General features: G+C 62.6%; 12 protein-coding genes. 5 read left to right on the top strand and 7 right to left on the bottom strand.

The genetic code is table 11. The features are described 5' to 3' along the window. Positions 1-19 precede the first annotated feature (19 nt). Together DWU99_RS14995 and DWU99_RS14990 are read right to left on the bottom strand one after the other, a co-directional pair. Complete coding sequence (locus DWU99_RS14995) at positions 20-1,387, bottom strand: FAD/NAD(P)-binding protein (protein ID WP_115478862.1); 1,368 nt, start codon at positions 1,385-1,387, stop codon at positions 20-22. 44 nt (positions 1,388-1,431) lie between these two features. Continuing rightward, on the bottom strand, positions 1,432-2,010 hold the full coding sequence (locus tag DWU99_RS14990) for a cysteine dioxygenase (protein ID WP_115478861.1): 579 nt from the start codon (positions 2,008-2,010) through the stop codon (positions 1,432-1,434). Between the two features lie 204 nt (positions 2,011-2,214). Between DWU99_RS14990 and DWU99_RS14985 the strand changes: the two genes are divergently transcribed. Then, the gene (locus DWU99_RS14985) at positions 2,215-2,502 is read left to right on the top strand and encodes a hypothetical protein (protein ID WP_115478860.1); all 288 of its coding nucleotides are present in this window, start codon (positions 2,215-2,217) and stop codon (positions 2,500-2,502) included. Between the two features lie 340 nt (positions 2,503-2,842). Here the strand turns inward: DWU99_RS14985 and DWU99_RS14980 are convergent, their stop codons facing one another. Beyond that, entirely contained in the window at positions 2,843-3,499 is a 657-nt protein-coding gene (locus DWU99_RS14980) for an energy transducer TonB (protein ID WP_115478859.1), read from the bottom strand. 345 nt (positions 3,500-3,844) lie between these two features. Between DWU99_RS14980 and DWU99_RS14975 the strand changes: the two genes are divergently transcribed. Next, entirely contained in the window at positions 3,845-4,288 is a 444-nt protein-coding gene (locus DWU99_RS14975) for a hypothetical protein (protein WP_425476820.1), read from the top strand. Positions 4,289-4,377: 89 nt separating this feature from the next. Beyond that, positions 4,378-5,046, top strand: coding sequence for a PAQR family membrane homeostasis protein TrhA (gene trhA, locus DWU99_RS14970; RefSeq protein WP_115478858.1), 669 nt, complete (start codon positions 4,378-4,380; stop codon positions 5,044-5,046). A gap of 284 nt (positions 5,047-5,330) precedes the next feature. On the opposite strand, the gene DWU99_RS14965 is transcribed toward trhA, so the two are convergent. Both DWU99_RS14965 and DWU99_RS14960 read right to left on the bottom strand, forming a co-directional pair. Next, positions 5,331-7,112 carry a DUF885 domain-containing protein gene (locus tag DWU99_RS14965; protein WP_115478857.1) on the bottom strand — a complete coding sequence of 594 codons (1,782 nt, stop codon included), beginning with the start codon at positions 7,110-7,112 and terminating at the stop codon, positions 5,331-5,333. 78 nt (positions 7,113-7,190) lie between these two features. Next, entirely contained in the window at positions 7,191-7,673 is a 483-nt protein-coding gene (locus DWU99_RS14960; protein ID WP_115478912.1) for a DUF456 domain-containing protein, read from the bottom strand. A 91-nt stretch (positions 7,674-7,764) separates the two neighbouring features. Here DWU99_RS14960 and DWU99_RS14955 point away from each other — a divergent pair, with 91 nt between their 5' ends. Next, positions 7,765-8,430, top strand: coding sequence for a protein kinase family protein (locus DWU99_RS14955; RefSeq protein ID WP_199535815.1), 666 nt, complete (start codon positions 7,765-7,767; stop codon positions 8,428-8,430). A 24-nt stretch (positions 8,431-8,454) separates the two neighbouring features. Here DWU99_RS14955 and DWU99_RS14950 read toward each other — a convergent pair whose 3' ends face one another. Next, positions 8,455-9,231 (bottom strand): ferredoxin--NADP reductase, encoded by a 777-nt coding sequence (locus DWU99_RS14950; protein WP_115478856.1) that lies wholly within the window; start codon positions 9,229-9,231, stop codon positions 8,455-8,457. Between the two features lie 401 nt (positions 9,232-9,632). Continuing rightward, positions 9,633-10,553 (bottom strand): SMP-30/gluconolactonase/LRE family protein, encoded by a 921-nt coding sequence (locus tag DWU99_RS14945; protein ID WP_199535812.1) that lies wholly within the window; start codon positions 10,551-10,553, stop codon positions 9,633-9,635. Between the two features lie 175 nt (positions 10,554-10,728). Here DWU99_RS14945 and dusA point away from each other — a divergent pair, with 175 nt between their 5' ends. Next, complete coding sequence (gene dusA / locus DWU99_RS14940; protein WP_115478909.1) at positions 10,729-11,709, top strand: tRNA dihydrouridine(20/20a) synthase DusA; 981 nt, start codon at positions 10,729-10,731, stop codon at positions 11,707-11,709. Positions 11,710-11,737: the final 28 nt, after the last annotated feature.

Genomic DNA, 11,737 nt, shown 5'->3' with positions numbered 1-11,737 from the left:
AGGCGGGCCGCTACGTTCCCTAATCGGCCAGGATGCGATCGGCGAGCTGTCGCGCTTGCTGGCGGATTTCCGGCATGGCGGTGGATTCCCACAGCGTGCCGCGCAACAGGCTGCCGATGGCGAAGAAGCGCGGCCAGGCTTTGCCGTCGTGCAGCAGTCGGCCGTCCGGGGTGGCCTCGATGCCGAGGCCGAAAGGATCGGAGCGGACATGGCCGTTGGTCATCAGCTGCTGCAGCAGTCCGTGACTGGTGCGGCGCACATCGGTTTCCAAGCCGGTGCTCTGGATGATGATGTCCGCATCCAGCGTTTGTTCCGTCGTTTCGCCCTTGGGCAGGAAGGTCATCTGCACGCCGCTGTCGGTGAGGGCGACACCGTGTATATGGCCTCGCAGGCGTCGCAGTCGTCCCGACTGTTCGAGCACGTTGATGGATTGCGCCACGTGCGGCGCCATGCGATGCCTTGCGCGTTCCCACATCCAGCGTGCGTGACGCAGGAAGCGTGCACGTTCGGCGCGCGGCAGCGCTTGCCACAGCGACGATGTGTGCGGCCGCAGGCAGTCGATCACGCTGCGCCAGTCGTCGACATGCGTGACTGAGTCGCGCAGAAGATGCATCCAGGTGCGGATATCCGGCGCGTCGCACATCGTCTCGACAAGCTCGGCGCAATCTTCATAAGGGAGCGACGCGCTGGATTGATGCGACTCCGGCAATCCGCCGTGCCGGGAAATGGCGGTAAAGCGGGCATTGGGCCATTTGTCGGCAAGCTCGAGCAGTATGTCGACGGCCGTGAGGCCCAGGCCGACGACCAACACATGGTGCTGCTTTATGTCGGGCTTCGCGCTCGCAATGAACTGCCATGGCATGGTGACATAACGGCCGCTTGCGATGGCCGCATCGCCCACGCCGGGAAGCGGGCGCGGCGCGAGCGAGCCGAGCGCCAGCACCGCCGCCTCGACGCGCGTGGTGGATTCGCCCTGGAACAACGTCACGCCGTCGTTTTCAGGCACGACGGCTTCCACGGCGTACGGCACGACGCGTACATCGTGACCGCGTTCCTTCGCGCGGCGCAGCGCGCTCGCGGTTTCCGCTTCGAGGTAATCGCCGTACCAGCAGCGCGGCAAAAAATCGGTGCCCGAAATGCTGGGATCCTGCTTCTGCATGTATTCCAGAAAGCCGGTGGGACGGCTGGCGAACATGCCCATCGACGCCGCACGCACATTCAACAGATGCAGTTTCGAGCGCGTGCTGTAAGCGACGCCACGACCTGGCGTCGCGCCGGCGGTATACCAATCCAGATGCAGCGGTTGCGCAACAGGGCGCTCCAGCAATTCGCTGAGCAGCGTGGCCCCCGCGGCGCCGCCGCCGACAATGGCGACCCGTCGAAACATGTCATTCCTTGAGGTGTGGGTGAAGCTTTGTTTTTGACGTCACATCAAACGCGAAGAGGACCGGCAATCCTTGCGCGCTGCGGCTGTGTCTGCCAGAACGGTTCGGCTTCGACCGGTTCGTAGGTGGCGTAATCGTCCAGATCGCCGCCGTAAACGTGCAGCGTCAGCGCAGTCTCCTGCCGCGACAGGTTGCGGCAGCGATGCATATAGGGCATGTCGTTGTCGAACCAGGTCGCATCGCCAGGCCCCAGCCAATCGCGTCCGCGCAACTGCCACGGATGAGATGTCGACGGGCGCGTCCACGATTCCACTTCCAGCGCGCCGTACAGGCTCAACTCGATGCCCCACAAGCCCGCATGATCGTGCGACGGCGTGGTGTAACCGGGTGGCCATGCCATCACCAGCACGCTCACGCCAGGACGGCCACGACGCGCGACGAGCCAGCGTTCGAATCCGCGATGGCCGCGACGAAGATCGGACAAACCCTCCGCAAGCGTTTGCGCATCGCGATGGATGATGCCGCCGAGTTCGCGCGACAACGACGCGAGATCCGGATTTTTTTCGAATGACTGCGCGAGCGCAACATCGCGAAGTGCTTTAAGACTGTGTCGGTAAGTACGCATGACTCTCGTAGGCAGACCGTAGATGTCGGCAGTGGAGCATGCCCATCGTTAAACAGACGTAAGGCGAACAGGGTGTGCGGATATCAACCATGACTTTTGCAGCATGGACGGGATTCCGCATCGGCCTATGCTTAGCAACGCAAGTCCTTAAACCTTTGTGGCGCGGGACGCATCTGACCGTATGGCCGATATCGGAGAACGGACATGATCGAGCTGATGCTGATTTGCGTGATAGTGGGAGCGCTGTGGATCGTAGGGTCGCTGATCGGCCTGATCTTCAAGGTCGTCTTCGGATTGATCGGCGGAATCTTCGGCTTGCTTGCAGGCGCCATCGGCCTTTTCATCGGCGGCCTGGTGATGCTGCTGGTGTTGCCGATCGTGGCGCTGTCGCTGCTTCCCGTATGCCTGCCGGCGCTGCTGTTGTTCGGGCTGATCTGGGCGATCGTGCATGCGACGCGCAAGCCTGCGGCCGTGGCGCCTACGTCACGCTGACATTACCCCGATAGCCGTGGAACGAGACCCGGACCAGTCGCTGGATACTGGCCGGGTCCCGATTCCCCGGTGCTAGGGATGCTCTGATCAATTCTACGCAAGCGGCATGATGTCCAGAAGGCCCGCAGGCTGTGTCGCGCGGCGCAGGCTGCGGGCCTTCTGGACATCACCCGTCGTCAAAATTTCAACAGGTGGGGCCAGCTCTGTTTGTCCGCATGCCTTCGGTCCGTCGTCTCGACAGACCGCCAGTCTGCCTTCGCCGACGGCCCTGTGGCCTGCGAACAAACAGAGCTGGTGACGCTTACGTAGAATTGATCAGAGCATCCCTAGGCGCGTCGCTTCAAAGTTCCTGTAACGCAAAATTTACCGGAACACGCGCCCACGCTTTTACTGCATGGCCATCCGTGGTCGCGGGTTGGAACGACCAGCCCGCCAGGACCTGTTCACGCGCACTTTTGTCCAGCAACGGATAACCGCTGCTTTGTTCGATCACCACGTCGACCGGTTTGCCGTTTTCGTCCACCAGCACGCGCAACAGCACCGTGCCTTTCATGTGCATGCGTATCGCCTGTGCCGGGAAGCGCAGCGGCGATGCGCGGTATGCCAATGACACGATGCCGGGCAGCGTGGAAGGTGGCGTAACGGTTGGTACCGTCGGCACGACGGGCTCGCTGTTCTGCGATGGTTCGGTGGTGGTTACCACGGGTGGCGCGGTGTGCTGCTCCACGTGGACGGGTGCATGCACGGGCGGCATGTGTACCGGCTTGGGCAAGGGCTTGAGCACGATATCCGGAACCGGTAGCGGCTTGGGCGGCGGCTGGATAATACGCACGGTTTCGACCCTGGCCGATTCAAGCGCGGCGGCAAACTGCGGCGCCAGGGGCCGCATGGCAAACAACAACGCAGCGAGGTTGAGGGCGATGGCCGCGCTGAGCGCGACAACGCGCACCATATCCGGGTGCGCAGGACGAACGACAGCCAGGCTTGCGGACGACATAAGGCGACCTCCTGACGACGATGTGGATTGTGTTGCGCTTGGAACCACGCTGTGTGGGGACACAGGGGGATCGTGGCGGGCGCGGCTTCAGCCTATGCCTGTCGCCCGGATCTGCGCAATAGGCGCCCGGGAGGCCCGAAAACCGGCGGCGTTAAAAAAAAAGAACCCCGCAAGGGTGCGGGGTTGCAGGATGGACGGACGTCGGGGAGGCGACATCCGTGGCGCGCATCCTGCACGGACGCGGCTTGGCGCGGCGTGCACTCCTCGTGATGACTGCTTTCACGAAATCGACTCCCTGGCTTTTGCGACAATCCGCAGGGTTGTGCGATGCGAGGGTGGAAGCACATGAAAACGACGGGCTTGATCAAATGGGTGGCCGCGACTTTGCTCGGACTTACCGGGCTAGGGGCCATGGCGCCGGCGCATGCCGACATCGACTGTCACATGCGGTTCAATTTGTCCGGATGGTCGGTGTTCTACAAGACGGCGACCGGCAGCGGCACCATCACCTGCAACAACGGCCAGAGCATGCACGTGCACATCCGTGCGAAAGGCGGCGGCCTGACCTTCGGCAAAACCGAGGTCGACGACGGCCACGGCGCCTTCACCGGCGTCTACAACATTCGCGAAGTGCTGGGACACTACGCCACCGCTGAAGCGCATGCCGGGGCGTCGGCAAGCGCGGACAGCCAGGTGCTGACCAAGGGCAACGTGTCGCTCGCGCTGAGCGGCAAAGGACGCGGATGGAACCTAGGCATCGCATTCGGCGCATTCATCATCGAGCCTTGATGCCGTTTTGCTATTAGGCAATGAGAAGCCGAACGGTTAACGTGTCGGTTTGGTTCGACGATCTGTCGAGTTGCCCGGGAGCGGTTGGCATGTCTGCAGCAGGTGGATTGGCATTACCGCGCTACGGTGTCGGCGATGAACTGGCGAGCAGCGTCATTCACGGCATTGGTATCCTGCTCAGCATTACCGGGCTGGTTCTCCTGGTCATCCGCGCCGCCCTCGGAGGCACTGCGAGTGATGTCCTGGCGAGTGCGGTCTACGGCAGCTCGCTGATCCTGCTTTACACGGCATCGACGCTCTATCACTCGATTCGCGTCGAATCGGCGCGGCGCGTATTGCGTACGCTGGATCACATCGCGATCTTCCTGCTGATCGCCGGCACCTATACGCCGTTCACGTTGATCGCTTTGCGCGGCACCTGGGGTTGGAGTCTTTTTGGAATCGTGTGGAGCCTGGCCTTGCTAGGCAGTGCGCTGGAGCTGGGCATGCTCAGGCGCTATCGGCGCTTCGCCGTGTTGTTGTACGTGGCCATGGGCTGGGTGGGAATCGTCGCGTTCCGGCCGTTGCTGACGCATCTGCAGATCGGCGGCATGGTGTTGGTGCTCGCAGGTGGTGCGGCGTACACGCTGGGCGTGCCGTTCTATCTGTGGCGCCGGCTGCCGTATCACCATTCGGTGTGGCATTTCTTTGTGCTGGCGGGGAGTGTGTTGCAATTCCTCGCGGTGTTCTTCTATGTGGTGCCGAACGTGCGGGCGTGAAGTGGACGTATCCCGTTGCATGGCTTCGTTGAAACCACAACGCGTATATCTGGTGGCGAACCGCCCAAATACCTCTCGTCATCCCGGCGCAGGCCGGGATCCAGTCTAAATACGTTGTGCGAAGCACTCAGAATCCACTTCGCGTACCTCATACGTGTTCGCCACTGGATCCCGGCCTGCGCCGGGATGACGGCAAGGTTGTGGGCGTGCTTCTGGATTGAACCGCTTTTGCCAGTCGGATTATCCGTGCAGGCGGCGCCGTGTGCTCCGCCTGCACCCGGCGATTATTTCTTCTGCTGCGAAGGAACGAACTGCGTACGCACCGCTTCGGCCAACTGCTCGGGCGGCAGCAGGCCCTGGTTGATCACGAAATCGTTGAAGGCCTGTCGATTGAAGTTCTTGCCCAGCGCAAGCTCGGTTTCCAGGCGCAGTTGCTGCAGGCGCATGTAACCGTAGAAGTAGGAGGTGGCCTGGCCGGGGCTGTTGAAGGTGTAGCGGTCCAGTTCCTCGCGCGTCAGTGCTTCGGAAAGGCCCACGTCGTAGCGCAGGACATCGTGCGCGCGTTCCTTGCTGATCATGCCCAGATTCAGCATCGGATCGAGGAAGGCGCGGGCGGAACGCATCAGGCGAGCCTGCAGCGCGGCAAACTGGCCGGCCGGCGGTTCGTACGGCAGCATCTCCGCTTCCGAGTACAACGCCCAGCCTTCCACGTTCACGCTATTGAAAGCGAACAGGCTGCGTGCGATCGATACGCCGCGTTCCACCATCGCGGCAAATTGCAGTTCGTGGCCGGGACGTCCTTCGTGCGAGGTGAGCGTCCACGCGGCGGCTTTATACGTGAAGTCGTCATAGGCGTCGGACGCATCCTTGCTCGCCGACGGGTTGCCCATGGTCAGCACGAAGGTGCCGCGTTCGCCGTGGTTGTCGATGAGCGGCGGTGGGTCCATGTGCGGTGCCGGCGTGGCGGCGGCTTCGGCATCCGAGGCCAGGCGCATCTGCATGTCGCGCTGAGGCAAGGTGATGATGTGCTCGCGGCGGATGATGTCTTCGATCTTGCCGATGATCTGGTGGTACCACGGCACGACATCGTCCTTGCCGAGTTGCTGCAGCTTGAGCGCCTTGAGCACGTCGCCGTAGTCGGTGGCATTGATGCCTTCGGCTTTCGCCACGGTCGGCGCTATCACCTGCATCGTCGAGCGCAGTTCGACGAATTCCAGTTCGGCCTGCTTGATGAGTTGCTCGGGCGGAATGTCGATGCCGACTTGCTTGAGGCTGTAGGCATACAAAGGCTCGGGCAGGCGGAAATCGCTGCGTTCGCGCGGCACGATGGTGCTGTGCGTCCACGCATCGTATTCCTTGAGCTGGCTGTCCATCGCATCGAGCGCGGCCTTGCCCTGGGCGTCGTCGAGCTTGTACTTGGCGAACAGTTGGCGGATGCCTTGCGTATAGCGCTGCGTGTTGGAAAGCCGCTGCTCCACGTCGAGCTTGTAAGGACCGAGCAGGTTTTTTTCGCCGAGGCGTTCGGCGGTTTGCGCTTCGGCGAGCTTGGTGATGGGCGTGCAGCCCGGTGCCTGGCCGACATAGCACTGCAGGCGTTTCACCGCGAGCGCACGGCGCTTGGGATCGACTTCATCCTTCAACAGATAGAACTCGCCGCCGAAGATCAGCTGTGCGACATCCTGATACGGCAGCAAGTATTTGTGGTTGAGGTCGATACCTTCGATCTGCAGATTCACGGTGTGGAGCATGATCTGCAGGTCCTGCCGCACATGGGTGTCTTTTTCCGTCGCCAGCATTTTTTCCAGCTTGGCTTTGGTATCCACCAGCGCGGCGCGCATGCGCGCGTCGAGATCGGGCTTGAGGTCGGCCACCTTGTCGTCATAGCCGGGCAGGCCCACTTGCGTGGCGAATTCGGGACTGAAGCGTGCCTGCTCTTCGAGCAGTACCTGAGCATCTGCGTTGCTGCGAGCGACCCAGGCGGGTGCCTGCGGCGCTTGGGTTTGTGCGTAAGCCGATCCGGTGGCAGCCAGTGCAACCGCCACGGCGAAGGCGAGGCGTTTGATCATGTTGGAGATCCCCAGGGTGAAGTGGGCCGAGAGTAAGGGCAGCGAGTGCCGCCCGTCATGTACCCAAGGTTGGGGTGGCTATCCGAACACCATGACGAACCCGAACAACCCCACCATGACCAGCGAAATCACCAGTTTGAGCAGCGTGGCGAACAGCAGGCCCAGCCACGTGCCCAGGCCCACGTGCGCCGAGCGCAGCACGCTTTTGCTGGAAGCGAATTCGCCGATCAGCGCGCCCACGAACGGCCCGAGGACCAGGCCCGGCAGGCCGAAAAACATGCCGATCAGGGTTCCCAGCGACGCACCCCACACGGCTTGCCGGCTGGCGCCGAGGCGTTTGGCGCCCAGTGATGTGGCGATGAAATCCACCAGCACGCCGAATGCGGCCAGCACACCCAGGGCGATCAACCAGCCTGTGCCCAGATGCCGGTAATTGTCCACGGCGGCGACAAGCCAGATGCCGCCGAAGATCATCGGGATGCCGGGCAGGGTGGGCAGCACGGCGGCGATCAGTCCTCCGACGATCAGTACGCCACCGAGAATGTAGAACGCGATGTCCAGCGGATGATCCTTGCCAGCAGCGGCGTCGCCGCAGATCGGCCACAATACTCCGATGCCGCGATGCAGCCTGCAAGTCGCTCGCGATCCACCCATCGGTAATCCTGTGTCAAACGTCGAACCCACCCTGCTCAAAGCCGATGAACTCGGCCGCATCGAAATCGTCGAGCGCGACGGTGTGCGGATGATTCGCCGCGATATCCGCGCCGCGCGCTGGTGGGCGCGTGCGTTCGCGCGCCGCGCCGCCGCGCGCGAGGCGCGGGCGTTGGCGAAGCTCGACGGCGTCGATGGCGTGCCGCCCTTGCTCGGCTGGGACGGCCGTGAACTTCTGCGCGGCTATATCGCCGGCCAACCGATGCAACAGGCGCAGCCGTGCGAGCCCGCCTATTACCGCGATGCGTTGCGCTTGCTCGCGCAACTGCATCGCCACGGCGTGGTGCATAACGATCTGGCGAAGGAGCCGAACTGGCTGGTGCGCAGCGACGGACGTCCCGCACTGGTGGATTTCCAGATCGCCTGGACGCGCGGCCGTCGCGGCCGCTTGTTCCGCCTGCTTGCGCGCGAGGATCTGCGTCATCTGCTCAAGCACAAGCGCACCTATTGCGATCATGCGCTCAGCAAGCGCCAGCATGCGATGTTGAAAACGCCCGCGTGGCACTCGCGTTTGTGGCGCGCGACGGGCAAGCGGCTTTACAAGTTCATCGCGCGTCGCGTGTTCGGTTACTGGGACAACGAAGGCAAGGGGCGCGTGCGCAGTTGAGCGATCTCGCGCCGCCTCGCGTCATTACTTCTCGACGAAGGCGCGCTCGATCACGTAGTCGCCCGGTTCGCGCGTGCGCGGCGATGCGTGAAAGCCGCGTGCATCGAGCAGCGCGCACAGATCGTCGAGCATCGCGGGACTGCCGCACAGCATCAGGCGATCGGTTTCCGGATTGAGCGTGGGCAGGCCGATCGCCTGGCTCATCGCGCCATCGACGATGTTGTCGGTGATGCGGCCGCGATTGCGGAACGATTCGCGCGTGACGGTGGGGTAGTAGATCAGCTTTTCGCGTACCAGCTCGCCCAGGTATTCGTGCTGGGGCAGTTCGTTTTGCAGATAGTCCGAATACGCCAGGTCGCTGATGTTGCGCACGCCGTGCGCCAGCACGATCTTTTCATAGCGCTCGTAGGTTTCCGGATCGCGGATGATGCTCATGAACGGCGCCAGCCCCGTGCCGGTGCCGAGCAGATAAAGATGCTTGCCGGGTTTGAGATCGGTAAGCACCAGCGTGCCGGTGGGCTTGCGGCTGACGGTGAGGTTGTCGCCGGGCTTGAGGTGCTGCAGACGCGAAGTGAGCGGACCGTTTTCCACCTTGATCGAAAAGAACTCCAGGTGCTCCTCCCAGCTCGCGCTGGCGATGGAGTAGGCGCGCATCAACGGACGGCCGTCCACTTCCAGGCCGATCATCACGAACTGGCCGCTGTCGAAGCGGAAGCTGGGGTCGCGCGTGGTGCGAAAGCTGAAAAGGCTTTCGTTCCAGTGATGCACATCGATAACTTGTTCGGTCGCCAAAGCCACCATCGTGATGTCTTCTCGGGTTGCAATTAAGGGAGTAGCGGGCCACTGCTCGAGCGGGACTCGCGAGGGATCGCGGTTGCCGCAGACCTGGCTGAAGCTGCTTGGGGATCGTGGCCGGACGCCTATTTTACGCGATCGGCAAGGGTTACGCCCGTACCGTTCCATAGCCACGATTTATCAAGCCGGACAGGGCGCGGCAGGCCAGGAATATGTGGATGCGCCGTCGCCAGACCATCCCTAGGAATACGCCGGTAGAACCGGCTTACGCGAGGCCGGTCCCGGCCATCTCGCCGCATACATCCGGCCTCGACGCGAACCTGACAATTCCGTAAAGCGACCCCATCAGGGACATCTGTTATGTCTGCTTTCGACTGCGGCAGGAAGCGGGGTGTGCCGCGTCGTACTCAAGGCCGTCCAGCCGCCGCTGCGGGCGCTTCGGCGATCACTATTTTCCCGGTTCGTTCGGACGCGACTGCGGAAGCGTTCTCCATGCCACGCCACTCGGTCGCCACCATGAACAGGGTTTTGCCTTCCGCTCCTCCGAGCATGCAGGCAAAGCAGCCGCGATCCAGCGTAATCGTTTGGAGCACATCTCCACCTTCACGCACACGTACGCAGCGTTTGTTCGGCACGTCTCCATACCAGACGGCGTTGTCAGCGTCGATGCAGATGCCGTCGGGACAGCCATTTCCCAAGTCGGCCCACACGCGCCGATGGCTTAGGCTTCCATCTGCGTCGATGTCGAAGGCGGTGAGCCGTCTTCCATGCGACTCGGCGATGATCAGCGTCCTGCCGTCCTGCGTAATGGCCATGCCGTTGGGGAAGGCGATGTTGTCGGCCACTTGTCGCGCGGATCCGTCAGGAGTCACGACAGCGATGACGCCAGGCCCGCCATTGACGTAAGCGCGTCCATGCCTGTCTACGACGATTTCGTTCCAACCCAACTCGGAGACGCTGCGTAGATCGGCATGGGTTACGACTGTGCCGTCTGCTTCCTGGCGCAATACCAGGCTTTCTCGCCCTGCCACCATGAGAAGCCGTCCATCGGGCAGCCAGTCGATGGAAAAGGGAAGGTCAAGATGGGTTTCGATCATCACCTCGCTACGCCCCGAAACATCGACGGCGACGATTTGCTGTGCCCCCCAGTCGGCAAACCACAGGCGTCCCTGGTGCCAGCGCGGTGACTCGCCCATGGCGATGCCGTTCACAAGTGTTTGAACTTCCGGTTGAAGAGCCTGTTGCGAAGACATGGGGCTGATCTCCATTTCGTGGGTCACGTGGGGGAGCTTGTTGTTTAGACGATCAGCATCCTCGGAAATGGACATGGGCCATCTATCCGGGGCATCTGGCGACGGACAACAACGTGTTGAATCCGAATGTTCCGGTTTCTCAAAGACGCCATGCGCCCCGTACGGCAAGCGGCGTCGTTGGGTGGACCTCCCCCGTATAGCTGCGCGGGTTGAAACGACCCCCGATGGCCGGCCGGGTAGAATGTCCGCCATGCAGAACCTCAATCCCAGCGATTTCCAGCTATCCGTTGCCCCCATGATGGACTGGACGGATCGCCATTGCCGTTATTTCCATCGCCTGCTTTCGCCGCACGCGCTGCTCTACACCGAGATGGTGACCAGCGCCGCGCTGGTGCGCGGCAAGCAGTTGCGTTTGCTTGAACACAGCCAGCAGGAACATCCCGTCGCGTTGCAGCTGGGCGGCAGCGATCCCCAGGAGCTGGCGGAAGCGGCGCGTCTCGGCGCACAGGCGGGGTATGACGAGATCAACCTCAATGTGGGTTGTCCTTCCGATCGCGTGCAGTCGGGGCGTTTCGGCGCGTGCCTGATGCGCGAGCCCGCGCTGGTGGGCGATTGCGTGAAGGCGATGCGCGATGCCGTTACGGTGCCGGTGACGGTGAAGTGCCGCATCGGCGTCGATGATCAGGACGAGTACGCCGATCTGCAGCATTTCACCGAAACGATGCTGGCGGCGGGCGTGGAGGTGCTGACCGTGCACGCGCGCAAGGCGTGGCTGCAGGGCCTCTCGCCGAAGGAAAATCGCGAAATACCGCCGCTCGATTACGAGCGCGTGTATCGGCTCAAGCGCGAATTTCCGAATCTGATCGTTGTCATCAACGGCGGCATCACGACGGTGGACGCGGTGCGTGAACACTTGAAGCACGTCGATGGCGTGATGCTGGGACGTGCGGCATACCACGACCCCTACGTGCTGGCGCGCATCGAAGCGGCGCTTTATGACATGCCGATGCCCACGCGTGAAAGCGTCTTGCAACATATGCGGCCATACGTGGAGGCCGAACTGGCGCGCGGCACCGCGCTCAAGCACATCACCCGGCATCTGTTGGGCCTGTATCAGGGCGAGCCCGGGGCCCGCGGCTTCCGCCGCACCCTGAGTGAGGGCGCGCATCTGCCGGGCGCGGGATGGGCGCTGATCGAGCAGGCCGTGGCGCCGGTGCTGGTCGCGGCCTAAGGCGCTGACAGCCGTCCGGTCAATATTC

The sequence above is a fragment of the Dyella psychrodurans genome (genome assembly GCF_003363265.1).
GTDB lineage: Bacteria > Pseudomonadota > Gammaproteobacteria > Xanthomonadales > Rhodanobacteraceae > Dyella_B > Dyella_B psychrodurans.
Note: the sequence above shows the minus strand (reverse complement) of the source record. Positions and strands in the feature narration are given on the sequence as shown.